The sequence below is a fragment of the Pantoea sp. MHSD4 genome, from assembly GCF_021043305.1.
In the GTDB taxonomy this organism is placed as follows: Bacteria; Pseudomonadota; Gammaproteobacteria; order Enterobacterales; family Enterobacteriaceae; genus Pantoea; species Pantoea eucalypti.
Genome location: NZ_JAJNDH010000001.1, coordinates 668,404 through 694,626 on the forward strand (window position 1 = coordinate 668,404; position 26,223 = coordinate 694,626).

Below are 26,223 nucleotides of genomic sequence, written 5' to 3' on the forward strand. Positions count from 1 at the left end.
TCTCCTGAACGTCTCTTACGCCACGAGTATCAATCTCAGATCTAAAAAGCCCGGCGTTTTTTCTTTGAGACAAGTTTGTGCCATAACGGCATCTACCGCTTATTGGCCAATAATGAAATGGAACAACCATTGCCAAAATGCATATCTGAAAAAGGGTGTGGGATGACGTGTTTTTAATTGAAAGGGGATAAATATGAAGGAAGGGATATCCAACGGGTATAAAGCAAAAAAGCAGATATCCGAAGATATCTGCTTTCTCTAATTCTGGCTCCTCTGACTGGACTCGAACTTCATCTATAACTCCTTCTGTTATTGGGTTTGTAAAAGTTAACTGATTTTTTACCAGCATTTTTACCAACATTATTTAATGTGTAAGTGTAAAAAGTCAATTATATTCAATTGTTTATATCAGTTTACGTCAGTAGACATCACAAGAATTGTTACCTCAGAAAATCAAACCTGTCAACTTTCGGAAAACGCTATCGTATAGTAACAGCCTGTTTATAAGGGGGATTATCGATGACAAGCGCAGCTAAAAAAGTTAAGTTAACAAAATGGTTTAAGCCTGAAAATTATAATGTTTTAAAAGATATAACAGTAATGCAACTTTGCCTGGAGATCCGCAAAAGAAAGGCAATGTTTGACGAAATGGAAGAAGCGCTGGAAAGCGATGAACCTGAATGGTGTGTGAGTCAGGCTAACCTTGAAGAAAGGGAGTTAATCTTCTCAGGGAAGCCCTTGTTAGCCTCTAAGCCAACAGATGACGATGTAGAGTCTTATGAGAGTGATCAACATGTCAGGCTTATGACCGCTGGTAAGCTTTATCAATTGGAAAGGGATATCAAAAAAACTGGATTGCTAAACTACGGAGAAAAAACGGTAGCATTCCACACAGAAAAAAACAGGTACTGGTTGCAACAACCTATCCTGCGATACAAACAGATATATGCTCAGCAACTAATTGAATCCATGAAGATGACTGACGTGCAGAAGAAGAACCTTAACTTAAAGGCAGGGAGTGCATTTAATCTGGAAATAAATTTAAGTCTATCAACAGACGATCAAATCATTGAATCACTGCACTATCTGTTAAACCGATGGCGTAAGCAAACAGGCATCAAGCCAAAAAAAAGTCAGCATACCTATGGTTTCGGGGAGGCGATGGTTCAAAAAATAGTTGATTTTCGAGTTATTCCTATTTTAGACCTTCTTTATCACGCAAAATTAAATAACTACAAACTCAGTGATAAGGATCTGGAACAGCTTCTCTACCATTGGGGAATGGAGGAGTGCCGTGATCAGGTGCAAATCAAAGAAACTGACAGACCACTTGCTAAGAAAGCACTTACCGAGGAATTTGATAATCTCTTCACGATGTTTTTGTATAAAAACAGACACTTAATGGATGTTAAAGTAAGAGAAGTGTACAACCTGAATGAGAAAAAAAGAAATATAATATGAAAGTCAAGGGATAAGAGAAATAATCTTATCCCTGTAAACTACTACCTCACAGATCCCCAGAAACATTCCGTAAATTCCATCAATTTTTTCTAATCCTCCAATCTTAGATAATTCTCCTCGTCGAAATAAACAGGAGAAAACAACATGAATAAAAAATTAATACGAATGCACGAAGTCCTTTACAGGACAGGATTTTGTAGGGCATGGATTTATCGGCTCATTAAACAGAAACGGTTTCCTGAACCAATAAAGATCGGTGAAAGAGCGATTGCCTTTATAGAAAGTGAAATTGATAGTTGGATAGATAATTTAGTTAACAGTACAAGATCTTAAATTTAAAAAATAACAGAGGAATAAAATATGAATAAAAATATATACTATGAAATGCTGACTTTTATGGGGGCTGCAATCCAGGAAGCACATAAGGTAATTGTGGAGGAATTATCATTACAAAATGAAGATCAAAATGAAGTTATGGAACAGTTTAACCAATTAATAACTTCATTAGCAATGGAGCAAGTAATAAAGGAATATGGTCAAGAGGAAGCAGCTTGTTTTTTTAATGAATTCGCTAAGGAAACTTCAGAAAGTATTTCTAATCATATTGGAACTATGATTTCCAAAGGTGATGCTCTGGTTAGATTTAAATAAAACAAAAGGATAATAAAATGAATAAGAAACTGGTTGTAGAAATGACTAAGATTGTTGAAGAGTTTACCGCAGAGTTTTTGAAAAAAGTGCATGAGGAATTGGGTTATACAAATGATGATGTAGCAAACAATGTGGGTGGAGCCTATGACGCATTGCGTGATGGAGCAGAACTGATCCTGACATTAGTATATGGGAAAGAGAAGACAGAAAAGTTTAACAATATGAATATTTAATTCACAAGATAAAGAAATAAGATTAATTTATAAAAAATTCATAATAATAGAAAGGAGTAGTATGAGAAGAAAAGAATATAATAAAATATTGAAAGAGTCTTTTGGTTTACTTTCAAATTATTTAAAAAAGCTAAAGAAAGAACGTGGATATACGATTGCAGATTTAAATGCCAACAGAGACGATGTAAAATCGCTAATACGTAACCAGTATTATGAGGAAGTAATGAAGCATTATGGTAAAGAAAAAGGAATGGATTATTTTCATGAAATGATATCGAGAGGAGATAAAATGCTTGTGACTTATAAATTTGAAGATGAAGAATAAATTTAATAAAGAATTATTAGGCTGGAAATAGCCTTTGATAAACATGATATAAAAAATCAAAAGAAGACTAACATACTGGCATATTACATGCCAGAAAAAGAGGTTTTTATTGTATAAAATTAAATATAAGGAAAATAATATGAATGCTAAAAATATTGAAAGTAATGAAGAAGCGTCAACCAGTTTTTTCTCTTTGTATGCAGTGAATCGATTTTTGAGTTTTATTGAGGAAAAGGAAAGTTTGGTGCAGGGAGCAGCTACTATTGTTATGTCAAATGAATTCAGGATGCATCTCGTCAATGAAATCATCTATCGAACCAGAGAAGAACTTGAAATTGGCAAAGATATGTTAAGAGGGATGCATTATTCTTTTGAAGAAGTTGATATAGAAAAGACAAAATATATGTTGGAGTGTATGTACCAAGAATATATAAAACTCAAGGGAATGGACGGTAGGGTAAAATAATTTTTGACACTCTAACAAGTGCTCATAAAATATATGTTGATTTTATATTTTACGACTAATAATTCAAGGGCTGGAATCAGCCTTTGAAAATTAACATTGTTATCAAAGTCTAATATAAGAGTTTTTAAAATGATTAAAGGATTTCACATACTATATCAGTACAGAGACATCCAGCAAGCCGCAGCTACAACGGATATCAAAACACTTGAAAAAATTTTGGTTTAGTTTAGAAAAGTAGTCGCTGAACGGCGGGCTGAGCACTACGCAGAGATTGGGGAAGAGGCTGTACGGCAGATAAGAATGAAGAAGATCCTTGAGCAGATGAGGAAGGATGGGATTTGTATGAAGGATCTGTTGCGTCAGCCTCAAGAAACTGGGTAGTATCAAGGGTGTTGTGTGCCAATAGCGGAAATTGATGACCAAGTTTAAGTACCTCATCGGATTGAATGAAAATGGAAATTATCTGGCTGCCGGTGACCGTGATCATTTCATAGAAATCCCGCTGCATTCAGGGGGGAAGAAAACTCAACTTATGCCTGCATTGTTTTTTCGGGGGGATTACCCCCTGCACCAGAAAATTAACAAATATAGCTAATTCAATCGGTGACAGGATAATGCCCTCCCTCTGTATTTCCTAACAATTAATAAACTTACAATCGGTTTTTATGTTCAGCAAGTCTAAAAAATCTTCCTCTGATATTTTTCGTTTCAATCCAATTTTAAAAGTAGAATTGCTACCATAAAATAAGTCGTAGTGATGCAAGGGATGTATGTCTTTTTTACCATGTTTTTCATAGTTAACCCTATCATAGTCATACCTTAAATATCCATCTTCCATCATGAGTAACTCTCTCAAAAAACTCCAATAATTCTCGTTACAACTATCCTCTTGATATGAGGATATTTTCTCAACAAACTCCAAGCTACAATCACTATAAAAACTCGGCTCATTTATTAATGATATAACCTCAGATGTAATTCGATTATCAACTTCCATCTCGTTTCTAAAATTGAATGAGTAGCCTTCATTTTTCTTAATGTAAAATGGGAACATTATTGAAAAATATTTATCAGATTTCACAAAAAATATTCTACTCATTTTATCAATTCTAACAATAATCTTACCCTTAGCGTTGCTTTCTTTAATTGTCGGATTGATAAGCATATATTTAATACTATTCATCAATAGTTCTATTATCTGGATTTTATTTTTAATCGGCTTAAAAAATCTATCCATGTAAGATTCATCTATATCAAATGTGTACTCAATCATCTGCAGTAGTACTTTTTGTTATCGTTAATAAATTCAACAATCCCATCCTCATCAAAATCGTCTTTATAACTTTCAGGTAAAGACTGGATGAATTTCTTCCAATATTTCTTTTCAATCCCTTCTTTTGTTAAAATATCATTAATAAAATCATAGAAGGAGACGTTAGATTGACTTTTAACCTTAACAATACGCTTCTGTATTCTTTCTTTTTCTTCCCTGCTTGGCTCTTTAGTTTTAATTACATCTTGTGTATTAATTATATCTAAACCATCAAGTTGGCATTGGATTTTTTCATACTTTTCAATCAACAAGTAAGACTGAAGAAATGAACGGGTTAACATTGTGTAAAGACTATTCCTATATGTATAATTATCTTTAATTTCTTTTGTTACACAAATAACAAAAGGGAATTCCAATCCTTTGACATTATTAACGTTTGAAATAAATAATTGATTTGGTATTTTTTTCTTAGTCTCTACTGCCTTATTAACATCCCATTTAAGCTCAGTTCTAATTTTAAACTCTAAACGATCTATATAATCATAGATGTAATTATCTTTATCTAACATGATTATAGCAATATCATTTGATTCTACTGTCGGATTATCATTTTTAATACGCTTTAAAATATCAATAATTTGTGACTCATTTATATGTTTCATGATATTCATATTCGATATTTTTGTCTCTTCCAAATCCTCAAACCTCCGAATAGAATCACGAGAGAGTGTCACTTCTTTGTTTGCTTTATTGATAGTATAACCACTACTTTCCCACTCACTATCTTCTAACCAATTGAGTTTGTTTTTTTCAAAAAGCCCCATTCCAATAGCATGTGCAAACATTAAAATCCGAGGTGCCGTTCGGTAACATTTGTTAAGTACATAGTCGACATTTTCAACTTCTTTCTTGATGTTATTTTCAAAAATATCCTGGAAAATATCACCAGCTACGTATACCTTGTGTCTAGTAATCTTTTCACACAACTCAAAAAATACTTCAGGGAAGTCTTGTTTTTCATCAATTAAAATATAATCAAATGCATATTCTAAATCTTCAATTTTATTAATTTCAATTAATGCCTTAGAAAATATCTCATGGTAACTAGTGTTTTTGCTCCACCTTGAAAAAGAAATGCCATAAAAATCACAGATATAACTATATAACCCAGAGTCTTTATCTTGCTTAGAACCCCATGCCCTATCAACCCACAACTCATTATTCCATTTGATTTGTTTTTCGACTTTCATAAAGTCAAAAAACGTTGGAATCCTATCTTTCAGTGTATGAGATAATGCTTTATTATGACACGTAAAGAAAATTTTAATCTTATCTTCCGATGCATATATTTCTTTTAGTTTATGCATTAAAAGCTCGGTTTTACCAGTGCCAGACAAACCTTGGATTGATATTCTTTTATTTGGTAGTTGCTTGTATATAAATCGAGTTTGCTCACCATCAAATAAAATTATATTATGTTTCACTTTTTCAAGAAGCGTTGTTGGAGTTTCAACTCCGACCTTGTCTATATTATTTATACTACCCGTAATTAATGATATCAAAAGCTCACACTTTCTATAGTCAGCCTCGTTAAGTTGATTCTCTTTCAAAATTTCTGAGCAATCAAAGTCGTTATCTAGCGTAACCCGGCTCGTGAAACCTTCTTTTAATTTTCGAGCTCTTCCTATATGTTTTTGATATCTATATTTATCAGATATAGAGTTAACATCCTCCATAAAATCTTCGTAATATTCATCAAACTCATCTTCATCATTTTTTAAATCAATGAATATTATTTTGTGCTTTGGTGAAAGTATTACTATAGTGTTTTCTGAATAAGAGTAGCTATATTTGTTTTCACCTAATGGAGCTGTTATTAAGTATAACTGTTCAGTTGGGTTTTGTTCAGCATACTCCTCGATATTTTGAATAACATTTGTATTCAACTCACTCTTTTCTATATGATTATAAAATAAACTATTTGGCATGCTGCTAGTCACCTGATAATGTTAATAGTAACCACCGTAAGTGGTGGATAAACCTATAAGTTATTATCTAACATTTTTAGGGAACTTCCAACCAAGTGTATGCAGTTAGTGAGCTCGTTACAGCTTGGCGTTTTGACCTGCTCCCTGCTGATTCGCACAGAATGCTGTTAGCAGTGTCCGCTCTTCGCTCATACCGGACCCAACAGCAAGTCCTGGGGGAGAAGGTGTATTGCTGCTCCGTAGCGCGTCAGTAATTGATAATGGCGAGAAGCTGTTTGTTATCAAAAAGCCCAGCCATAACAGCTTCCAGTACTTCTGGTTGCCACATACTGGACAGGTAAAGCTCCTCCGTTCCGGTTTTGCCTGTAAGGTCTTCTCGAACTGCTACCATGACAGTGCTAAGGATCTGGTCTTTACATGACAGTAGTTTTTCTTTGTCTAAAAAGTGAAACTGACGACCGGAGAAAATCATTCTCAAGTAGTTTAGATAATTATTCTGGAACTGGTCATGGCTGATGCCATTAACCGAGTGATAACGAATAAGTGATTTTGTTATGACGTTGGCTATACCGTCTTCGTCGGTATGAATGTTTAGTATTTCGTTTATTTCATTTTTTAGCATTTTTATCTCCATTTTTTATTTTTATTTCTTCGATAAATCTGGCTCTGTCTCCATTAAACACCACCGCAGGATTGATATAGTAAATGTACTTTGATTTGCTTGGCGCTATGATCTGCTTCTCTATAAGTTCTTTTATTCCACGATAAAAAACAGGATTGGATAAGTTGAAATCACACTGATTTGCTATATCTTTTGCTGTTTCAAAATTCATATAAATCTGATCTTTACCAATCGCGTCTGAAATGGAAAAGAGAAATATGTAAAATAGCTTATTACCTGTCAGAGACAGATCAAAGAGAACACGGATTTTGGAAATGAAAAGCTTAACGAATTTCTCTTTATCAACTTCCTGTATAGAGTGAATGACACTTTCGTATCGTTCTCCCTCTGGTGATTCAAATTTTTCTCCACGAGCTACTGTTCTTCTTTTATCTTTCGTCTGGATCTCAATGCCGTTTTGCAATATAAATGGGTTCTTATCATAGGTGTTGTTATTCATCATGGTTCCTTTTTTATTATTATAATATACATATATAACTATGTTTTTTGAAATGTCAAATATATTTTGAAGTGTTTTCTTCATTTTAATGATCAGGAATGAAGAGAAATACAACAAACCCGAAGAGAAAAAGAACAGACCCGAAGAAAGATCTACAAACCCGAAGAAAAATCAACAAACATGAAGAAGATTAATTTTTAATGCGTTGTTTTATATGAATATTTTTATCTTAAGAAGTATAAGAAATATAAGATCTAAGAGGACAACAGGAATCCTGTGTGATCTTAATATCGCCACAATGAGGTTCCGACTGGAATAAGTTTACTTAAACTGGACATCCCGCCAGTTTTTATTTATCAGGAAAACGGTTTCCTTAATTTTGTTATTAAACCCCTGCACAACATGAGGTCGTGCCTGTGGGGGGCATGGTAGTTGAAGATCTTCTTTTATCCAGTAACAGAAGACAACAACAGAGCATTTGCTTCTTTGCCTTTTAGGGGCAACCAGCAATGCCTGTATGGGTTGTATGAGTAAAATAATAGTTTTGCTGAGCTACATGCTCGCTTGCTCGCACTACGCAAAAATTAAAACCTTGGATAAATGGCTGGTCTTGATTGAGCTAATGCGCTCAATCGCTAAAACCTGGCTCTCGCCCTTTTTATTTAAATTGTGAGAACGTTTTTCTTCACCTAATAAAGTGATTTAGTTCATTTTTATAGTCAGAAATGAAGAAAAGTCTTCACGCGATGAAGAAAATGGTTTCAACAAAAAATCCATGCTATTTAAGTCGTCAGTGCGCGTGAGCGCATAGCGGTTTTGCTGACAGCAGGAAGCAAAAACAAGACAGCTTTCTTTATCAAAGGGTTTTGATTTTAAAGCAGTATATGAGCAAGAGAATGTGCTGCATAGAAAAACTAATTAAATAACAAACCATCAGTCCCTGGTCTGCTGGTTGCCCCTAAAAGGCAAATAAGCAGAGTCCAGGGTTTTGTGTCCTGATTATAAAATAAAAGAGAAGTAATGAATATGAACCCCAATGAAACGGCGCAACAGCCGTGTTGGGTTACTTAAAATAAAAGAAAACCATCTTGTTTTTCACTTTATAAAATCAATAAAGAACATCTCTCGCTTCACTCTATATTAATAATGAAGAAGAAAACTGCTCTCAGGCCGCTTTAAATAAGGATCGTTACTGTCAGGTCTTGCAGATTAAACTGTCAGGATCAGTAATGTAATCTGTCATTATTTATTGTTTCCTGACAGATCGAAAATGAACTGTCAAAAACATTGCTATTGTTAGCATTTAAAGTATCGATAAAAAGAACTTGAATTGTCAGAAATAAATTTGATTTTGACACTTGACATATTTTATTATGTTTGCAATACATAACTAACCATCCAAATAAAAATAAAAAAGGTAGAAAAAATGAATGATTTTAATATTTCAGTAATAAAAGTAAAAGAAGATTCAAAGTTAAGAAAATCAAGAAGAGGATTGCCAAGATACAAAAGAAATCCATTCTTGCAAAACACCAGTAATAATACGAAGAGTGGATCACGAAGGATCACAACGGGTAAAGATCGATTGTTAGTTATTAATGAAAATACCGGAGAACAGTTAGCAGGTGCTGGCTTCTTTCAATGGCAGGAAGTGGATAAAACACAATTTTTAAAACTATACATAAACGGAGTAAAAGCGTTAACTGAACTTACCGGAGCCGGAACCAAGGTGTTTGAAATTTTGTATAGAACGGTTCAGGAGTTCAAAGATACGGACAGAGTTTTCCTTGCTTATGAACTTGTAGATCAAGACATAGTGAAGATTTCGGAGTCAACGTATTACCGAGGAATGAAAGAGCTTGTTAACAAAAGTTTTATTGCTGAAACAACTGTTCAGAACTCTTACTTTATTAATCCTGATTTCATATTTAATGGTGATCGTCTGTCATTCGTTAAATCATATATTTTAAAAAAATCACCCTCGATAAAAGAATTAAAGTAGAATGATGGCTTCACTAAGATAACGAAATATTTGCTATTTGGATTGCAAGTGATTGGCTTCGCGAGACTAACGTCTGTCTAAATCCTCATTTAGTTTCTAGTACTGATGAGGCTGAACAAAGAGCAGTGAAAATTTTAATACAGCCTGCTACAATACATGATTACGCGCAGGCTGTCTGGATAAATTTCAGAAGTCTAAAAAATCATCATTTTCAAGATAATAGTTTAGAGCATCAATAAAATCCTGGTTACTGGCAGAAGGTTTTTGTTCAATTACTGATAAGATTACATCAGCAAATTGCTCACCAGAATAAATATATGATAAACCTCTGCTAGATGCATCTTGCGGATAGACTTCATTATCATTTTCATCTACCTGTGGATAACCGGAAGCCAAATATTCTTTGTCTCCGAATAACTCTCCATCTGCACCATAAATGCAAAAGTTATCATCCTCACAACGAGTTTTGACCATGATGTCAATTATATCGTTCAATTTAATATGATTACCTTTAATCGACATAGTATCCTCTTTATATTTAGGTCTTAGCTACAAATTTTTCTACCCGTAGGACCATCAAGTTTTCCTTGTCGTCCAGGTTTTCCACCACCCCAAATATCACGTCCACCTTTACCAGTTGGATGATATAAAGCATGATTAGATCTATGATCTGCTCTGTCGACCAGAGTTAGTCTGTTTATATCTTCATGGTGATGCCATGTTAATCCCGAAGGGCTTCTGCTCATATCCCCATCTTTGAGCCAGTCATTCAGTTTTGGATATCTGTTAAGCATATCTTGTCGAAATTCCGGATTCGCCTCCATTTTTTGAACGAAATCTACATTAGCCCTGTTGAACTGGACTGCATCACTGGAATATCGATATTGAGGATCAAGTGAATAATCATGAAAAATATGATATTCACCATTATTTGGCCTATTAGCTAACCCTAACGGATCAATCCAACCCAGAGGATTAGGTGCATACTGATAAAGATTCCAGCCTCCCAGTAATCCTATGGGGTCCTGTACCGTAAACCGCCCGACCTGCGGATCGTAATACCGGAACAGATTATAGTGCAGTCCTGTCTCACTGTCAGCGTACTGCCCGGCATAGCGCAGCGGCTGATGAGCGAGGGCAGTTTGTTGTGCGAGTCTGTGAAAACCTTCCGTCTGTCGTGCAACCTCACCAAAACTCGCGTAATGTCCGCTCCACCGGAGTTGTCCCTGTTCATCAGTGATATCCAGCGGTGCACCGTTCAGATCGGTGCTGAACCAGAGAACTTCTCCGCTATTTTCATCACGCAAATGGTCAACGCGCGCCAGCGGGCTGTATGCTTCGTTCGGGTCGTAAACATATGTCTGGCACTGCCCGTTCTGCTGCTGCTCCTGCAACAGTCGCAGGCCCTGCCAGAGGAAGCGCGTCTCCCTGGTGCCGTGTGGCGTGGTGACCGTTTTGCGTGTGCGGCGGCCCAGCGCATCATAATGGTAGTGCGCGGTAAAATTGCCTTCTGGTCCATTGCCCCCGGCCTGTATCAGCCGGTTTTCCGCGTCGTACTGGTAGTGCTGTTGATACAGGCCGCTGCAGCGACTGACCAGGTTGCCCCACCAGTCGTATTCCATAAACAGGTTCTGCCAGTGCGTGAGGCGGTTATCCTTCAGCGGCAGGGCAGGGAGGTCATTATCCGGCAGCAGATTATCCGCAGCGTCGTAGCGGAACGTCCTGTTGCTGTGGTCCGGGCGGGCTTCGTAGTGCCTGAGAAAACGACCTTCCTCATCATAGCCATAAATTGTGTTGCCACGGAGGGTGTCACTGACGTCTGACAGTTCTCCCCGCCCGGTGTAGTTGAAGGCGCGTTCGAAGATTGTCTGTTCCGGCAGGTCGGGTGTGAAGCTGCTCTGCCGGGTACGTCTGCCCAGACTGTCATACTGGCGGGTCTGTTCACGGGTTCCCTGAGTGCGGGCCACCTCCCTGTGAAGGCGGTCGCGTGTAAATTCAGAGATGATTTGCTGACCGAAGCGGATGGCGTTGACGTGGCCGGAACCGTAATGCAGCCAGCTTATCTGCTGGCCGCCGGGCAGGGTCAGCGCAGTGAGATTACCCAGAACGTCATACGCAGAATGCAGTTCACCGTTGACTCCCTTTTCAGCGAGCAGGTTTCCTGCCGCGTCAAAGGTAAACTGAACTTCATCTTCTTCAATTCCCAGCGCCATGCCATCGGCGGTTGGCTTGCGGGTCAGGCCGGTAAGCTGCCCGCTGTTTTTACGCTGGTAATGGTACTGAGCATCGCGGGTAGTGCGTGTGGTCAGCAGGCCGCTGCTGTCATAGCTGAACTGCTGAGCGCGTCGCGGAATGCCGCCATCGTCGTCCGGCCTGCCGCTTTCCATAAGCGTGGTGAGCAGTCCACGTTCATTCCATTCCATCTGCCGGGATGTATCGTCCGGGCGGGTTTCGCTCAGTAGATGGCCTGTCGGGTCATAAGTAAAACGGTACTCGCCACCGTTGCCGTTTTCCAGACGCAGCAGATTGCCCCTCGGGTCATAGTGCCAGCGGCGGGTTCGTCCCGTGCGGTCGGTAACGCTTTCTGGCAGTCCAAGCGCGGAATACTCCCAGCGAACCTCACTTTCCAGCGGGTCTCGCCAGGCCGCAAGTTGCCCGTGCTCGTTCCATCGTAACGTTTCATGACTGCCATCGGCCCGAATTAAGGCGGTAAGCTGGCCTGCATCGTTCCATTCGCGGCGTGTGAGGTTGCCTTCTGCGTCCTCACTGGTGATAAGCTGACCGAACCGGTCATACGTAAAGCGGGTCACGCTGCCGGAGCAGTCGGTGCGTTGAGTCAGCAGTCCCTGGTGGTTCCATACCAGCAGCACGTCACCACCACTGGCATCGGTGATGCGGTCAGGCAGCGTTTCTTCTTCATCAGGGTAGTGATACGTGGTGGTGTGATTCAGTGCATCGGTTTCCGACAGCAGGCGACCGTTCAGGTCATACACAGACTGAGTGGCTGTTGAATCCGGGAAAACCGTGCGGGCGATTCGGTCAGTATTACGGAACCAGTAATACGCTGTGGTGCGGCCTGCCGGGTCGGTCTCTGACGTCAGGCGACCGTAACGGTCCCACTTGCTGCGCCGCATGGCTCCGTCAGGCAGGATAATATCGCACAACTCCCCATCACGACAGACGAAGCCGGTCTGGCGACCGTCATAATCGGTGAAACGTGCAACATTATCATCGTCGTCAACCAGCCAGTGTGCCTGTGCGCCATCCTCGCGGGTGGCGCGACGGGTGCCGTTTTCAAAATCGTAATCAAAAGTAAGCTGCTCACCCGCGCTGTTGCGGTAAGCCAGCACGCGGGGCAGTCCGTCAAGGCTCTGCCAGAGATACTCGTTCAGCAGACCGTTGCTGTCCTCATGGCTGCGCAGTAAATCCGTGCCGTCTCCGTCATCATACCAGCCAAAGCGGCGGCGTACCTGACCGCCGCGTCCGGTGACGCTAATCAGCCGGGCCTTAGCATCGTAATCGTAGCTGACCAGACAAATCTCATCATCCAGCCAGGCTCCGGCCAGGCGAACCTGTCCGCTGACGGTCTGATAACGGCAGACCACGCGCTGTCCGGCGCTGTCGGTGAGCGCATGCAGCGTATGGTCGTCGTTCCAGTCAAAAAGAATATCGTTACCACAAGGTTCGGTGAGTCGCAGCGGCAGGGAAGGGGAATCACCCTGCAGAGATGCGTAACACCAGCGTTCGCCGCCGATGTCATACACTGACCAGGTATCATCCTGATGGTGTTCCAGCCAGCGTTTTTCGGTTTCGCAGAAGGTACGCTTCCCTTTCGGCACGAGAGGAAATGACACGTAATCGCCGGACGGTGCACGCCACACCAGCCCGTCCTGATATTTTTCCAGTCGCGTTTCCCAGAAAAGTGACCAGCCACGGCCCAGTACGCTGTCGCCGGGATTGCCGCTGCGCCAGTAACGCTGCCAGACAACCGGCAGACGGGAGGGTAATACAAAGTCCAGCTCGTCATCACCGGAGAGGAATTTCTGCCCACTGACGATATCAACCGGGCGGGCGATAATGCCCACGGCGGCGGCGCTGGTCATCAGCACGCCAGCGCGGCAGGCGACGCGGGCCAGTTTGTTGATACCCGGAATTTTACTGAACAGCCTTCCCAGCGCACCGACTTTACCTGCCGCTCCGCCCGCTCCACCGAGCAGTCCGGCAAATAACAGCGTCAGGTCAGAGGCTTTATAGAGCCATTCCGGGACTTCTGACTGTATTGGCAGTGTCTGTTCCGGCTCACCGCCAATGCGCACGTTGCCTGAACCGGTCATAACCTTTCCACCACAGGTGGTCTGATCGCCGAGACGGGCAGCAGGCAGGCCATTGATGTACACGCGTGAGGAGCCTTCGGCCATCTGCTGTGAGCCAGCATCTTTGGCGCATTCCACCATGCTGTCGGTGGCAAGGGCGGCAGGTCTGCCATTAATGAACACATTATGAGAGCCGGTGGCGATAACGCCTTCCTTCTCCATGCTGGCGGCCCCGGCATCCGCAATGCTGTCCCTGGCCTTCGTTGCCAGTTCGCCCGTAAAATACCCAACCGCCAGACTGGCCCCGACCAGAAGCACACCAATACCCAGACATGACGCACCGATACCGGCAATCATCAATGCCCCGGCGGCGATACCTCCCGCTGCGGCAATCAGTCCACCGACAATCGTTCCGGCAATCATCCCTGCCAGCGCATGAGAATGGCCAATATCATCACCCACGCGTGCCGCTTCAAACATAACAACGTTCCTTAATTGTCAGGTGTTAAAAGAAAAGCTGGCAAGCAGCGCATGGAACTGTTGACTGTCTCCGTCTGTCAGTATCGTGGTGCAGGACACAGTGAACACCAGAATATGGTTTGCAGACGTGTTAAATACCGCCTGTTGCTGGAAGACCCGTTTACCGTCACGCAGATAGCTGGCATGCACACATTCACCATGCAAGAGGTTATTGCCGAGCACAGCAGGCACCCGTTTAGTTTGCTTCCAGTCTTTCAGATGCTTCTGCATCAGCGTTAACTGCCGGTCAATATAACCTGACAGCGTTTCGTCATCATTCATTGAATCGCGGGATATGTTAAAGGCAGGCGTGTTCTCACCGGGCAGGGTAAAGACATTAACGGTGCGATCCTGATAGTGGTCAGGAAGGGTGATGTGGCCTTCGGTAAAAACGCAGAGAGGGAGATTATCAGACATTGAGCAGCTTCCATATGCATCAGAACGGTTTAAGTGTGCCACAGGGCCAGGCAGCTTGCTATACAGAGGTTTCATTTACTTACCGAAGGTAAATGTTCTGAGATAAGTATCGGTTCAGCAACAGGCTGGTTCAGCCGATGCCCGCTTTCGGAGTGCAAAATCAGTCAATTAAGCACACATTTCATTAACTTATTGATCTGCATTATCGATCGATAATTACCTATTTAATAGGTATTGACAATCAATAGGCTCTTATCGATCGGCAATTAATTGTCTAAATCGATCGATATATTTATTTTGATAGTTTATAGCTATCATGTGTTGTGGATTTGATCGATAAAAACGATATGACAGGCCCTTTGTTCAGATCAATTATATCAATTACTTAGAGTTAATCTGGCGAGGAAAAGAGCATGTCAGAATGTCCATTTTGCGGTACAGAAGTCCAGGAGCATGTGTCAGTGTGCAGGGGATGTGGTGCGGAAAGAGTAAAAGGTTATGTCAGCCAGCAGACTATGAAGGGGCTGGTAGTTGGTGGAACGATTATTGGCATTCCTGCGGGATTTGTCATGGCCTATCTCACCAAATCCACCCCAGTAATGGTGATAACTTTGCTCGCGTTAATGCTTGGCCCCTTACTGATTCTGAAATTTAAAACCAAAGATAAAGTCAGTTGGGTTCGTCCGACCGCACGTTAATGGCTTTGCCACATCAGGGAAAAACACCACCACTCACTGTTCTGAATGACAAACTCAGGGCAGTGAGTTTTTTATAATCCTTTGCAGGTTATTTAAAATGAATAAAACGATCACGGCTTTATTAGCATCTGCCGCTTTTACGCTCGCAGGTTGTCAACAGTTGTCTGACGCAACCGGGAAAGTAGGGGAGTCAATCAACTCTTCCTTATCTTCTCTGGGCGGAGCTTTAAGCCCATCAAACAGTAAGAGCACAACTCTTACCTCTGATAATCTTCCTGTGAAAACCGTCAGTGGTTTAGGCGTTATTTGTCGTGATTACGAAGCGAATGCAATGGCTGGCAAAAAGAACTGGATTGGCAAGAAAGTCCGCATCAGCAATGCCACTGTATTAGAAGCGCAGGAAGCCTACGACACAATGAAGTACCTGGGTGCGCAGAGAGACCATAAAACTTACGCCATCATCTTCCAGACGCCTGATACAAACTACTGCGGTGGGGCTGTGCTGTTGTCTTACTATGCGGGTCAGGATGACGATATCCTGAAAATCAGGAAAGGACAGAAGATCACGATTACTGGCATTGTATACGATATTGGCGATAGGACATTTAACACGCATAATAACGGCAACATGGCAGGGAAAGTAATCAAGATGCGTGATGGTGTTGTGCGTTAACCTATGATCATTCTATATAAATGCCTTCATTGGGAAGGCTTTTATATGAGGTATGAACTATCGTTCTGACATTTTATTGATAAGCGTTAGTAGTGGTATATAAAATAGTATGGAAATAATAAAAAACGCCAGTTGGATAACATATGCACTTAATGGTATTTTCAGCACTAGCTGAAAACTTGCATAAAACACAATTGAAAGGATTGATAAAACAAAAACAATCACCTGAAATAATTGGAAGTTGCCATCTTTCTTTTTTGATTCACTAATTAAAAATGTTTTTCCAAGTAATTGGCAATACATAATTGATGTTGCAAGAGAATAGTCAGGTAATTTTAACATATCACTAATATTATTTTGCATGAATTTTATGACAAAAAGCACTAAAAAAGGCAATAGTACAAATAATGCATCTGCAATGGCACTTGAATAAATAGACTTATTCATTTGATAAATCCATCACAGCTTGCTCAACATTTCCCTGATGAATTACATTTAACACTTTAATAATTTCATCCTTGAAGATGACCATACCGTTAGTACTTTTAACAATTCTTTTTGTCACAATATCGACGAGTAATGCATCACCCGGCCAAAATTGTACATGGTGGTTCCTCCACTTACTAAGCCATGCTTCATCTAAAATTTTAGCACTTACAGGTTTTGATTTTCTCTTAACACTAAGGAAATCCCACTGAGCATTTCCAACATAGTCCGGGCGTCTTATTATTAATAAATCCTTTGAAGGAAACTCAATGATCTTATCATCAAATAATTCGTCTACACTCTTTGGAAATCGAAAGGATTTACTTACTGAACAAAATTTATCGTTTATCCCAAACTCAGTACTATCAGTTGTTGAGAGTTTCTGTGTCCCTTCATAAATCAGTTTTAAACTTTTTGCAATTTTATAATTACTGGCATCACATCCACAGATAGTATCATCGTTAGCAGGGATATTTTGATAAACATTCGCTGAAAAATTTTTTATATCTTCTTGAGTGTTTATTTGTCCAATAGTTGATATGGATTTTTCCAACCCTTTAAAAATACCATCCCAGATGCGGAATATATTAAGAAGCTTTGTTTTGTCTGTTATCTTGAGGGTAATATCAGCAATAAGAGAACCTTCTCTTGTTTCCTCTAAACCCGATTCAATGATTAATTCCCCATCGAATCCTTTAATGAATGCTTCATATAATCCGTTAAATCCTCTGACATAGAAGCTCATGGCTTCGAACACCCTTTCTGGATTCTCCATGAGTGTTTTGTCGAAGTCTATCTTGATTGAATATTTTGATGTCATAAGTGAGCCTCAGCCTAAATCACGAAATATTACTTAACATCTAATGTCAAAGGTAAAATTTGTATATTTATGCGCAAAAAGTTTAAGAAGTAAACTCTCCTGCTAACAACTCGGCCTGCTTCAAAACAGTTTCCGTAGCCAGCAATGACATATCAGGCGGATAACCATATTTTTTTAGCAGACGTTTTACCACCACGCGAATTTTCGCTCTTGCCGCTTCTTTCACTGTCCAGTCCAGACTAACATTGTTGCGGATAGCCTCCGTCAGAACGACTGCCAGTTCTCGTAGTTTTTCCTTTTGCATCAGCTCACGAGCGCTGTCGTTATCTGCAACGGCAGAATAGAAAGCATATTCATAGGTGCTGAGGTTTAACTGGCTGGCAAAGCTGTCAGATTCCTGGATAGTCTTGGCAAGCTTGATGAGTTCATCGATCACTTCCGCAGCGGTCAGTACCTTGTTCTGGTAGCTATTGATTGCAGAGGTCAGCATATCGATCAGCTTTTTACCCTGAGTAATACTTTGGTTCGATCGAACCCGTATCTCATCAGAAAGCAGCTTTTTAAGCGTTTCCAGAGCAATATTTCTGTGCTGATAATCCTTCATTTCCTGAAGGAATTCATCTGAGAGTACAGAGATATCCGGTTTTTGTATTCCCGCTGCATCAAAGATATCGACGACTTTATCGGTAACCAGAGCCTGATCGATAGTCTGTTTTACCCGCACTTCGAGACTATCATTGTGTTCTTCTTCTGAGCCGTCCGGGTTTTCAGTAAATTTATTCAGGCGAGCCTTCACTGCCTGGAAGAATGCGACTTCGGAGGCTGCTTCCATAGCTTTATCATGTGGCGTCGCCAGAGCAAATGCCTGGGACATGGCTGCAACGGCGGCAAGGAAGCGCATTTTCCCTTTGCCGTTATCCAAGCCTAAAATATGGTTTTCTGATTCAAGGATAAACGTCAGGCGCTGTGAAGTCGTTGCAGTGAAGTAGGCTTTGTAATCGTAGCCGTGCATCATGCCTTCGAGGATTTCAAGTTTTTCCTGCATGAGCGTAACGGCTTCTTCCTGAATTTCGGCTGGATCACCACGTCCACCTGCATCAGAGTAGAACGACAGAGCTTCTTTTAAATCTGAGGCAATGCCCAGATAGTCAACCACCAGACCACCGATTTTGTCCTTATACACACGGTTGACACGTGCAATAGCCTGCATCAGGTTGTGGCCTTTCATCGGTTTATCGATATACAGCGTATGCATGCTGGGAGCGTCGAAGCCGGTTAACCACATATCTCGCACTATCACCAGTTTCAGCTTGTCGTCGTCATCCTTCATACGGTTAGCCAGAACCTGACGTTCTTTTTTAGTGGTATGGTGTTTAGCGATTTCTGGTCCGTCAGCAGCAGAAGAGGTCATCACGACTTTAATTACGCCATCATTTAGATCATCGCTGTGCCATTCAGGTTTAAGCGTGACGATTTCTTTATACAATTCAGCAGCAATACGGCGGGACATTGTAACAATCATGCCCTTGCCATGATCGGCATTAGATTTTAAGCGCTGTTCAAAGTGCTGAACCATATCCGCCGCAATAGCTTTAATACGTTTTGAACTGCCAATCAAACCTTCGATTCTGGCCCATTTAGACCGTTCTTTCTGGGTAAGCGTCAGCTCGTCTTCGTTAAACTCATCGTCGAAGTCTTCAATTAGCTGGCGACCTTCGTTACTGATGGCAATTTTGGCAAGACGGCTTTCATAGAAAATACGCACGGTGGCACCGTCTTCAACGGCCTGCGAAATATCGTAGATATCAACGTAGTTACCGAAAACAGCAGGGGTATTTACGTCCGTTTTTTCTATGGGGGTTCCGGTAAAGCCCAGATAGGTAGCATTGGGCAAGGCATCACGCATATATTTGGCAAAGCCATAAACAGTGCGTTTACCTGTTACGTTGCCTTCGCTGTCTTTTACGTCAACTTCTTTGGCGCTGAAACCGTACTGAGATCGGTGGGCTTCATCAGCGATAACGACAATATTGGTTCTGTCTGATAGCAACTCATAGATATTGCTACCATCATCAGGCTGGAATTTTTGAATAGTGGCAAACACCACACCACCAGACGCGACGCGCAAATATTCTTTAAGTTCTTCTCGGTTGTCGGCCTGTTTCGGTGTCTGACGCAGTAGCTGGGTCGCGGAAGAGAACGTACCGAATAGCTGATCATCTAGGTCATTACGGTCAGTAATCACCACAACGGTTGGGTTATCTAGCGCCAGCACAATCTTCCCTGTATAAAACACCATCGACAGCGATTTCCCTGAACCCTGGGTATGCCAGACTACGCCCGCTTTGCGGTCCCCGGTTTTTTGCGCGTTAACAAGCTCTTTACTGTTACGTCCCTGTTGGCGCACTGCGACTTCGGCAGAGGGGGAGTCCGCATTCACCGCTGATGCACGAATAGTTGAAAGTACTGCTGCATTGACCGCGTAGTACTGGTGATAAGCCGCCATTTTTTTAACAGTACGGATACTGATAATCCCTTTGCTGTCTTCATGTTTGCTGGCTTCAAACACGATAAAGTGGCGGATCATATCCAGTAGCGTTACAGGATTAAGCAACCCCTGTAATAAAACTTCGAGTTGTGGCTGGGTACTGGTGGCTTGCGTTTTACCGTTAGCGGTTTTCCACGTCATATAACGACTGAAATCAGCAGAAACTGTTCCCGCTTTGGCTTCCAGTCCGTCAGATATCACATTAAAGGTATTGTAGGTAAACAAGCCGGGGATTTGGTTCTGATAGGTTTTAATCTGGTTATAGGCACCTGTTACCGTAGCATTTTCGTCAGCGGCATTTTTAAGTTCGATAACGACTAAGGGGATACCGTTGATGAACAAAATAAGATCCGGTCGGCGAGTATGGTTGCCTTCTTTGATGGTGAGCTGATTAATGACCAGAAATTCATTATTCGTGGGATCGTTAAAGTCGATCAGGCAGGCCAGCTCCCCTTGTGTATTACCATCCTTACTGACTTCGATATTGATTCCTTCGGTCAACAGGCGTTGAAAGGCCAGATTGTTTGCCATTAGTTCAGGTGAGCTGATCTGCATGACCTGTTTTAGCGCTTCCTCGCATTTCTGCTCACTGAGGTGTGGATTTAGTCGTTGCAGGGCAGTACGCACTTTATCTTCAAGGATAACCTGCTGATAGCTACGTAACGGATTGATTCCACTGGGTTCAATGTCCGGGCCGTAAACATACTCATAGCCCAGCTCTTGCAGGTGCTCAATCGTCATTACTTCAATATCGGATTCGGTCATCTTTGCCATGCGTACTGTCCTTATTGCTACTTAACCAGAGAACAGGCTGTGCACCTGCTTAATTATTTTATGCTACTGATGAGATTGCTTCTTCTGCATACCGAACCTGTACTTCACCGCTCATGAGCTTCGGTAATAGGATATCGCGGAGGTTTTCTAGTGTTTGTATCTTTTCAATGTTCAACTTTATACTATCAAAGTATGCCTCAACTTGAGTATGATATTCTGCAATGAGGTCATGACATGTTGGAATAGGCATTTTTTTAATAATTATTTGACTAATGTTTTGTTGAGCTGAGCCAATTGCTTGGTTTATTAGTTCGTTTTTTTTGCTTTTTATATACATGAAAATGAAAGTGTATGGATATTTTTTGTTGTTTTTAAGAGCACATACAGCTTGATTACATGCCATTTCTTTTGTTGTTAATGCATATTCACCAACGGTTGCTCCATACATGGCAATTAGGGTTGAGTATGCAGGTAATAATTTTGCTGACGATTTTTTTATGGCTTCATCTGTTATCATTTCTTCAGTTTTTGTAAGCAATGAACCATTTAACTCTTTAGATTTAACCCAGTTATAGATACCATTTTGGTAAAATGACATCTCTTTACGTGAAGGTGTCCCTCCACTTGATGTATCTATGACAGAGCCTAGATCTTCATATATCCACTCATCTTGGGCTTCCTCAATAAACCATTGCCTAAACAGCGTTTCAGCCATAGATTCAAGAGTTCTATTCTGGCGATGAAGCAGGTCTATTTTATCATCCAGAGCGGACAGCACCGACGCTATGGCTTTTTGTTCACTTAATTTTGGGAGTCTGAAAATTAGCTTTTTGAGCTCACTCAAATTTAAGGTCGGCTGGACAGTATCGTTTGTATTTCCATATATCTGAAACTTTATATCTTCAGTTTTAAATTGATAGGCTATGAATCGTTTATCAAAAATATCTTTGATTTTCGCTACGCTGACAGCCCTTGCCACATTATATCCCGAAAGATCCTTCGGGACAATTGCACATTCTCCCACGGCTCCTACGACGGTAATTAATAACTCCCCTCCATTAAGCCGTGTCTTTGAGTGTTTTTTGGCAATATCATCATGAATTCTCACTATCCCAGATACATCTATTTTACCGTTTTTTATATTATTAACACGTATCAAAGGAGTGCCTGCATTTGTCTGAAATGCACCTGGTTGCACTACACCATAAGAAATTTTATTATCGACAAGTAATTGTTCGAATTGAACAGTATCCCACTGACTCATAAAACCACCTTCGCCAGATTATCAGCGATAGCCTTATTGAGGAGTACTTCTTCTTCCAGTTGCGCTTCAAACTCAGCTTTAAGAGCCGTAAAGCGTTCTTTAAAGTCGAAATCGTCTTCTTCGTCAGCAAGACCAACATAACGGCCGGGAGTCAGCACATAATCAAGTTTAGCGACTTCATTGGTATCGACAGACGCACAGAAACCAGCGACGTCCTCATAGTCGCCACCTTTGTTACGCCAGTTATGGTAAGTATCGGCAATGGTTTTGATATCTTCGTCAGAAAGAACTTTGCTACGGCGGTTGATTAAATGGCCAAGATTACGGGCATCAATAAACAGAATTTCTTTACTGCGATCACGATATTGGCTGCTATTTTCACGGTCACGACGCATAAACCATAACGCGGCAGGGATCTGAGTGTTCAGGAACAGTTTTGCTGGTAAGTTAACGATACAGTCAATCACATTGGCATCTTTGACCAGCGCTGCACGGATATCACTTTCACCTGAACTTTTGGAGGTTAAAGCTCCTTTCGCCAGAACAACGCCAGCCTGACCTTTTGGCGAGAGGTGATAAAGGAAATGTTGCATCCAGGCAAAGTTAGCATTTCCAGCAGGTGGGATACCATGTTGCCAGCGGGCATCACCACGAAGCTGATCACCGGACCAGTCGGAAACGTTAAACGGCGGGTTCGCAATGATAAAATCAGATTTTAAATCTTTATGGGCATCGTTAAGGAAAGAACCTTCGCTGTTCCAACGAACGTGTTCAGAGTTGATACCACGAATAGCAAGGTTCATCTTTGCCAGACGCCATGTAGTCTGGTTGGACTCCTGTCCATAGATTGAAATATCGTCAATATTCCCCTGATGGGCTTCAACGAATTTCTCTGACTGAACGAACATACCACCGGAACCGCAACAGGGGTCAAATACGCGTCCTTTATAGGGTTCCAGCATGTTGACCAGCAGGCTGACAATGGATTTAGGCGTATAGAACTGACCACCTTGTTTGCCTTCTGCCAGTGCAAATTCACCAAGGAAATATTCGAATACGTGGCCTAAAACGTCAGCAGAACGCGCTTTGGCATCACCTAATGCAATGTTGCCAATCAGATCTATCAGTTCACCAAGAACAGTGGCATCAAGATTTTGACGGGCATAGACTTTCGGCAACACACCTTTTAGCTGTGGGTTACCCGCTTCGATAAGTTCCATCGCATCGTCTACCAACTTACCGATTTCGGGTAGCTTGGCCTTAGATATCAGGTAACTCCATCGCGCCAGTTCAGGAACAAAGAACACGTTGTAGGCAGTGTATTCGTCTTTATCTTCTGGGTCGGCTCCCGCATATTCGCCTTTACCATCTTTTAGCAGTTCATAATGCGACTCAAAAGAATCGGAAATGTATTTAAGGAAAATCAGTCCCAGTACGACATGCTTGTACTCGGCGGCATCAATGTTCTTGCGCAGCTTGTCAGCCGCTTTCCACAGGATAACCTCTAACGGGTCTGTTTTGATTTCTTTGGATTTTCTAGCCATTACGGTCATTTTCCAGATACGGACAGTTGATCTATTTTGCCTTAAAGTTCCTTTTGTTACGAGCTTATCTAAGGATTACTAATCACTCTGAATTGATTGTTTTGATTAAAAATTATTCATCTTTGCGCTTGCCAGAACCAAAGCGAAGTTTTGTCAGCGTGAACCCCTTTGATTTTTTAGAAACTTTCTTTTCCTTTGGTAAGTGTGGAAATGAAATTGCTTCGCTTGTTTTGTCTGGTTTTTGTTTTTTCTCAGGCTCGTGGTTGTAGTTAGCATCCGGAGGTACTGAAACGTCTGCTGATTTACTGGTAGTCCCAATCGACTCCCACTGCCTGCGGGTTATCTTCAATTTAGTAACTGGGTCTATCATAACCTCATCAAGCGGATCGATAACGTCTGGCGCGACTACGGTAGTGATAGTGGGTATTGGTATGGCTTTCTGAACTGGGTGCTTAACCAACACACTCATAAAACTTTTAATAAAATCATACAGCTTTTGCAAATTGATCTTACGCTTACGCCTTAACAGGGGTGGTTTTTCTGTTTTTGGCGCAACACCATAGTAAAGGGACATATCCTTTTGCTTAACCTCGGCAGGCTTAAAGCGGCGTTTCTTCTCTGGTACAACCAGCACAGGCTGACGAACAGGTTCTGGCGAACGTTGTATTGGATGCTGTGGTGCTGGTTTTGCTTTCAGACGTTCAATACGAAAAGTGCTGAGGTTGACTGTCATGAGATGGCCTAAATCACTGTTAAACAACTGCCTGAAATCGTTAGCGGCTTGCATTGCCTGAGCTGCCTGCACCTGTTCTGCGGCACGTAGGGTTTTGGCTCTATTGGTATGCCATGATTTACGGTCTATCCTGGTAAGCGCAGGGCGATCAAGTTCAATGGCCTTAGCCAGGTGTTCGTTTGCGATATCCTCTCTTCCCGCTTCCTGTGCTTCCTTCGCCAGAACAATCGCTTCTTCACGCTGCGCTGAAAGGGAACGGTGATCCATGCGATTCGCAGAACCAGTACGTTCAAGTGCACGGTTAGACATTCTGGCCCATGACGCACGCCATTCATCCATCAAATCATGCTCGTTCCAGCTTCTGTTCTTGTTACCGAAACCTTTTGGTGTTATCTCGCGTAGCGTCAGCATAACGTGAGCATGGGGATTATGACCGTCAAGGTCATGGAATGAGATATCGGCAATCATGCCTTTACTGACAAAATTGCGTTTACAGTAGTTTTTCACTAACGCGATTTTGGCATCGTTATCCAGTTCAACAGGAATAGCGATATCAAAATAACGTGAGAGCTGGGCGTCTTTTCTTTTCTCAACTTTCTCAATTTCATTCCACAACACAGCAGAGTTTTCAATAATATTAAAAGGTGTGTGTTCTGGTGCAAGAATGAAGTGGTGGAACAGGTCGGAACGATATGAATAATCGTACACGTCTCCTGTTCTCACGTCTTCTATTCTTTCTCTTGCGTTATATGCGGCAAGATAACAGGACGATTTTCCTGCGGATCTTTTTAGCATACTAAACGATAAATGAAATATTGCCATATTAAAAAAATACTCCTTGCTGATTTTAATTTGTTTTAAAGGTGTTGACCTTTGCTGCTTTTAGTTTTTCGCAAGAAAAACTTATGTGTTGACTTTAAGGCCCCAGCCAGGCCCACACGTTGCGAAGCAATGTATAAGTGGGCATTGTATTTATTTTTTATTCAGCTCGCGCCGAATCAAAATAAAACAATGGTCAAGTTTTTCTCTGGATCTAAGCGCCGAAAGAAGAGGCGCATAAGCTTGGGGGTAAAGGGATACAAATCGAAGAAGGGATATTTCCTTGTTGCTTATATTAATAATATAACTCGGTATTAAATATTTGTAAAATTTGCTAAATAAAAAATATGTGATAATTGTTTTATTCAGGTTAAGACAACAGTAGAGGTAAAGATGAATAAAATAATAAAAGTCATTAACAATGAGGATGGTGATCTGGGAACAAAATGGTTTCTTATTGATTACAGCGACAACAACGAAAGTATGTGTATCAGATTAAAAGATAACGCTGTTAACGAAGCTTTTACTGCTATCCGCAGCCAGTTTGAACCTCAACTGCTGGAAGCCAGCGAGCAAACCCGTTTCAGAACCCTGTCAGGGCGGTATGGTAATGCTATCTCTTCGCTCAAAAGAAGCATCATGCAGGAGTTGGTTATCATCGTAACGGGGCTTTTCCTGAATTATTTCAGTATCGACAGTACATATGCTAACGCCAGAGAAGTCATCAGGCGGTTGTTTGGCCTATCGGTTAAGCGAGAGGTAATTTTATCATCCTTTGCATCAGGTGGAAGGCAGGCAGACAGTAAAAGTGGGTGGTTCAGTATGCAAAAACATGAAAAATCAATGTTGTTCGACTGTTTTAATGGTGTGATTAATTCCGGTCAACAATATGAAACCATAAAAAGCCGCCTGAACGATCTTGTTGCAGCCACTAAACGATAATACAAAAAAAAAGATATATACCTTTGCTTTACTAATAAATAGATTATTGGAAAAGGAAAGCTATATAAAGATCAAACCATTCATCGTTTCGGAAACGTTGAATGAAATTACAATGATATTGCTGGGTATCAATACAATTATGTGGTTCCTAGT

General features: G+C 41.3%; 24 protein-coding genes and 1 pseudogene. 12 read left to right on the plus strand and 13 right to left on the minus strand.

Going from position 1 to position 26,223, the window contains the following annotated elements; genetic code table 11:
• Positions 1-519: 519 nt before the first annotated feature.
• From LQK91_RS02945 to LQK91_RS02980, 8 genes and pseudogenes are all read left to right on the plus strand, one after another.
• Positions 520-1,461 (plus strand): DUF6387 family protein, encoded by a 942-nt coding sequence (locus LQK91_RS02945; protein ID WP_105099043.1) that lies wholly within the window; start codon positions 520-522, stop codon positions 1,459-1,461.
• A gap of 144 nt (positions 1,462-1,605) precedes the next feature.
• Positions 1,606-1,794 carry a helix-turn-helix transcriptional regulator gene (locus tag LQK91_RS02950; protein WP_105099044.1) on the plus strand — a complete coding sequence of 63 codons (189 nt, stop codon included), beginning with the start codon at positions 1,606-1,608 and terminating at the stop codon, positions 1,792-1,794.
• Positions 1,795-1,821: 27 nt separating this feature from the next.
• Positions 1,822-2,112: a hypothetical protein gene (locus LQK91_RS02955; protein WP_105099045.1), complete on the plus strand. Its 291-nt coding sequence runs from the start codon at positions 1,822-1,824 to the stop codon at positions 2,110-2,112.
• 17 nt (positions 2,113-2,129) lie between these two features.
• Positions 2,130-2,345, plus strand: a complete 216-nt coding sequence (locus tag LQK91_RS02960) for a hypothetical protein (RefSeq protein WP_105099046.1) — start codon at positions 2,130-2,132, stop codon at positions 2,343-2,345.
• Positions 2,346-2,406: 61 nt separating this feature from the next.
• Positions 2,407-2,670: a hypothetical protein gene (locus tag LQK91_RS02965; RefSeq protein ID WP_105099047.1), complete on the plus strand. Its 264-nt coding sequence runs from the start codon at positions 2,407-2,409 to the stop codon at positions 2,668-2,670.
• 139 nt (positions 2,671-2,809) lie between these two features.
• A complete protein-coding gene (locus LQK91_RS02970) occupies positions 2,810-3,136 on the plus strand; it encodes a hypothetical protein (RefSeq protein WP_105099048.1) in 327 nt (108 codons plus the stop codon).
• Positions 3,137-3,265: 129 nt separating this feature from the next.
• Positions 3,266-3,517 (plus strand): annotated as a pseudogene (locus tag LQK91_RS02975) (DNA-binding protein).
• Between the two features lie 34 nt (positions 3,518-3,551).
• Positions 3,552-3,731 (plus strand): hypothetical protein, encoded by a 180-nt coding sequence (locus tag LQK91_RS02980; protein ID WP_105099049.1) that lies wholly within the window; start codon positions 3,552-3,554, stop codon positions 3,729-3,731.
• 39 nt (positions 3,732-3,770) lie between these two features.
• Here the strand turns inward: LQK91_RS02980 and LQK91_RS02985 are convergent, their stop codons facing one another.
• The 4 genes from LQK91_RS02985 to LQK91_RS03000 all read right to left on the minus strand — a co-directional run bounded on the left by LQK91_RS02985 (position 3,771) and on the right by LQK91_RS03000 (position 7,602).
• Complete coding sequence (locus LQK91_RS02985) at positions 3,771-4,373, minus strand: hypothetical protein (RefSeq protein ID WP_146257613.1); 603 nt, start codon at positions 4,371-4,373, stop codon at positions 3,771-3,773.
• A 32-nt stretch (positions 4,374-4,405) separates the two neighbouring features.
• Positions 4,406-6,397, minus strand: coding sequence for a DEAD/DEAH box helicase (locus LQK91_RS02990; RefSeq protein WP_105099051.1), 1,992 nt, complete (start codon positions 6,395-6,397; stop codon positions 4,406-4,408).
• 247 nt (positions 6,398-6,644) lie between these two features.
• Positions 6,645-7,019 carry a hypothetical protein gene (locus tag LQK91_RS02995; protein ID WP_105099052.1) on the minus strand — a complete coding sequence of 125 codons (375 nt, stop codon included), beginning with the start codon at positions 7,017-7,019 and terminating at the stop codon, positions 6,645-6,647.
• Complete coding sequence (locus LQK91_RS03000; protein ID WP_146257614.1) at positions 7,006-7,602, minus strand: replication/maintenance protein RepL; 597 nt, start codon at positions 7,600-7,602, stop codon at positions 7,006-7,008. The genes LQK91_RS02995 and LQK91_RS03000 overlap by 14 nt, the downstream gene beginning before the upstream one ends.
• A gap of 1,342 nt (positions 7,603-8,944) precedes the next feature.
• Between LQK91_RS03000 and LQK91_RS03005 the strand changes: the two genes are divergently transcribed.
• Positions 8,945-9,520, plus strand: a complete 576-nt coding sequence (locus LQK91_RS03005; protein WP_105099054.1) for a replication/maintenance protein RepL — start codon at positions 8,945-8,947, stop codon at positions 9,518-9,520.
• 186 nt (positions 9,521-9,706) lie between these two features.
• Here LQK91_RS03005 and LQK91_RS03010 read toward each other — a convergent pair whose 3' ends face one another.
• From LQK91_RS03010 to LQK91_RS03020, 3 genes are read right to left on the minus strand one after another with little or no spacing between them, the layout of a single operon-like run.
• The gene (locus tag LQK91_RS03010) at positions 9,707-10,042 is read right to left on the minus strand and encodes a DUF7716 domain-containing protein (RefSeq protein WP_072628443.1); all 336 of its coding nucleotides are present in this window, start codon (positions 10,040-10,042) and stop codon (positions 9,707-9,709) included.
• Positions 10,043-10,065: 23 nt separating this feature from the next.
• A complete protein-coding gene (locus tag LQK91_RS03015; RefSeq protein ID WP_105099055.1) occupies positions 10,066-14,313 on the minus strand; it encodes an RHS repeat-associated core domain-containing protein in 4,248 nt (1,415 codons plus the stop codon).
• An 18-nt stretch (positions 14,314-14,331) separates the two neighbouring features.
• Positions 14,332-14,769 (minus strand): DcrB-related protein, encoded by a 438-nt coding sequence (locus LQK91_RS03020; protein ID WP_105099056.1) that lies wholly within the window; start codon positions 14,767-14,769, stop codon positions 14,332-14,334.
• 413 nt (positions 14,770-15,182) lie between these two features.
• On the opposite strand from LQK91_RS03020, the gene LQK91_RS03025 reads away from it, so the two are divergent.
• Positions 15,183-15,467, plus strand: a complete 285-nt coding sequence (locus LQK91_RS03025; RefSeq protein WP_146109183.1) for a hypothetical protein — start codon at positions 15,183-15,185, stop codon at positions 15,465-15,467.
• Between the two features lie 97 nt (positions 15,468-15,564).
• Positions 15,565-16,140, plus strand: a complete 576-nt coding sequence (locus tag LQK91_RS03030) for a hypothetical protein (RefSeq protein ID WP_105099057.1) — start codon at positions 15,565-15,567, stop codon at positions 16,138-16,140.
• 57 nt (positions 16,141-16,197) lie between these two features.
• Here the strand turns inward: LQK91_RS03030 and LQK91_RS03035 are convergent, their stop codons facing one another.
• From LQK91_RS03035 to mobQ, 6 genes are all read right to left on the minus strand, one after another.
• Entirely contained in the window at positions 16,198-16,587 is a 390-nt protein-coding gene (locus LQK91_RS03035; RefSeq protein WP_105099058.1) for a hypothetical protein, read from the minus strand.
• Positions 16,580-17,446, minus strand: coding sequence for a hypothetical protein (locus tag LQK91_RS03040; protein ID WP_105099059.1), 867 nt, complete (start codon positions 17,444-17,446; stop codon positions 16,580-16,582). The genes LQK91_RS03035 and LQK91_RS03040 overlap by 8 nt, the downstream gene beginning before the upstream one ends.
• An 82-nt stretch (positions 17,447-17,528) precedes the next feature.
• The gene (locus LQK91_RS03045; protein WP_105099060.1) at positions 17,529-20,768 is read right to left on the minus strand and encodes a type I restriction endonuclease subunit R; all 3,240 of its coding nucleotides are present in this window, start codon (positions 20,766-20,768) and stop codon (positions 17,529-17,531) included.
• Positions 20,769-20,826: 58 nt separating this feature from the next.
• Positions 20,827-22,032 carry a restriction endonuclease subunit S gene (locus LQK91_RS03050; RefSeq protein ID WP_105099061.1) on the minus strand — a complete coding sequence of 402 codons (1,206 nt, stop codon included), beginning with the start codon at positions 22,030-22,032 and terminating at the stop codon, positions 20,827-20,829.
• Entirely contained in the window at positions 22,029-23,576 is a 1,548-nt protein-coding gene (locus LQK91_RS03055; RefSeq protein ID WP_105099062.1) for a type I restriction-modification system subunit M, read from the minus strand. The genes LQK91_RS03050 and LQK91_RS03055 overlap by 4 nt, the downstream gene beginning before the upstream one ends.
• 112 nt (positions 23,577-23,688) lie before the next feature.
• A complete protein-coding gene (gene mobQ, locus LQK91_RS03060; RefSeq protein WP_105099063.1) occupies positions 23,689-25,131 on the minus strand; it encodes a MobQ family relaxase in 1,443 nt (480 codons plus the stop codon).
• Between the two features lie 390 nt (positions 25,132-25,521).
• Here mobQ and LQK91_RS03065 point away from each other — a divergent pair, with 390 nt between their 5' ends.
• Entirely contained in the window at positions 25,522-26,070 is a 549-nt protein-coding gene (locus LQK91_RS03065; RefSeq protein WP_105099065.1) for a hypothetical protein, read from the plus strand.
• Positions 26,071-26,223 lie beyond the last annotated feature (153 nt).

What these genes read in the sequence shown, in the direction of transcription:
- LQK91_RS02945 (WP_105099043.1), top strand. Translation starts at nt 520, where the DNA reads ATGACAAGCGCAGCTAAAAAAGTTAAGTTAACAAAATGGTTTAAGCCT.
- LQK91_RS02950 (WP_105099044.1), top strand. Translation starts at nt 1,606, where the DNA reads ATGAATAAAAAATTAATACGAATGCACGAAGTCCTTTACAGGACAGGA.
- LQK91_RS02955 (WP_105099045.1), top strand. Translation starts at nt 1,822, where the DNA reads ATGAATAAAAATATATACTATGAAATGCTGACTTTTATGGGGGCTGCA.
- LQK91_RS02960 (WP_105099046.1), top strand. Translation starts at nt 2,130, where the DNA reads ATGAATAAGAAACTGGTTGTAGAAATGACTAAGATTGTTGAAGAGTTT.
- LQK91_RS02965 (WP_105099047.1), top strand. Translation starts at nt 2,407, where the DNA reads ATGAGAAGAAAAGAATATAATAAAATATTGAAAGAGTCTTTTGGTTTA.
- LQK91_RS02970 (WP_105099048.1), top strand. Translation starts at nt 2,810, where the DNA reads ATGAATGCTAAAAATATTGAAAGTAATGAAGAAGCGTCAACCAGTTTT.
- LQK91_RS02980 (WP_105099049.1), top strand. Translation starts at nt 3,552, where the DNA reads ATGACCAAGTTTAAGTACCTCATCGGATTGAATGAAAATGGAAATTAT.
- LQK91_RS02985 (WP_146257613.1), bottom strand. Translation starts at nt 4,373, where the DNA reads ATGGATAGATTTTTTAAGCCGATTAAAAATAAAATCCAGATAATAGAA.
- LQK91_RS02990 (WP_105099051.1), bottom strand. Translation starts at nt 6,397, where the DNA reads ATGCCAAATAGTTTATTTTATAATCATATAGAAAAGAGTGAGTTGAAT.
- LQK91_RS02995 (WP_105099052.1), bottom strand. Translation starts at nt 7,019, where the DNA reads ATGCTAAAAAATGAAATAAACGAAATACTAAACATTCATACCGACGAA.
- LQK91_RS03000 (WP_146257614.1), bottom strand. Translation starts at nt 7,602, where the DNA reads ATGAAGAAAACACTTCAAAATATATTTGACATTTCAAAAAACATAGTT.
- LQK91_RS03005 (WP_105099054.1), top strand. Translation starts at nt 8,945, where the DNA reads ATGAATGATTTTAATATTTCAGTAATAAAAGTAAAAGAAGATTCAAAG.
- LQK91_RS03010 (WP_072628443.1), bottom strand. Translation starts at nt 10,042, where the DNA reads ATGTCGATTAAAGGTAATCATATTAAATTGAACGATATAATTGACATC.
- LQK91_RS03015 (WP_105099055.1), bottom strand. Translation starts at nt 14,313, where the DNA reads ATGTTTGAAGCGGCACGCGTGGGTGATGATATTGGCCATTCTCATGCG.
- LQK91_RS03020 (WP_105099056.1), bottom strand. Translation starts at nt 14,769, where the DNA reads ATGTCTGATAATCTCCCTCTCTGCGTTTTTACCGAAGGCCACATCACC.
- LQK91_RS03025 (WP_146109183.1), top strand. Translation starts at nt 15,183, where the DNA reads ATGTCAGAATGTCCATTTTGCGGTACAGAAGTCCAGGAGCATGTGTCA.
- LQK91_RS03030 (WP_105099057.1), top strand. Translation starts at nt 15,565, where the DNA reads ATGAATAAAACGATCACGGCTTTATTAGCATCTGCCGCTTTTACGCTC.
- LQK91_RS03035 (WP_105099058.1), bottom strand. Translation starts at nt 16,587, where the DNA reads ATGAATAAGTCTATTTATTCAAGTGCCATTGCAGATGCATTATTTGTA.
- LQK91_RS03040 (WP_105099059.1), bottom strand. Translation starts at nt 17,446, where the DNA reads ATGACATCAAAATATTCAATCAAGATAGACTTCGACAAAACACTCATG.
- LQK91_RS03045 (WP_105099060.1), bottom strand. Translation starts at nt 20,768, where the DNA reads ATGGCAAAGATGACCGAATCCGATATTGAAGTAATGACGATTGAGCAC.
- LQK91_RS03050 (WP_105099061.1), bottom strand. Translation starts at nt 22,032, where the DNA reads ATGAGTCAGTGGGATACTGTTCAATTCGAACAATTACTTGTCGATAAT.
- LQK91_RS03055 (WP_105099062.1), bottom strand. Translation starts at nt 23,576, where the DNA reads ATGGCTAGAAAATCCAAAGAAATCAAAACAGACCCGTTAGAGGTTATC.
- mobQ (WP_105099063.1), bottom strand. Translation starts at nt 25,131, where the DNA reads ATGGCAATATTTCATTTATCGTTTAGTATGCTAAAAAGATCCGCAGGA.
- LQK91_RS03065 (WP_105099065.1), top strand. Translation starts at nt 25,522, where the DNA reads ATGAATAAAATAATAAAAGTCATTAACAATGAGGATGGTGATCTGGGA.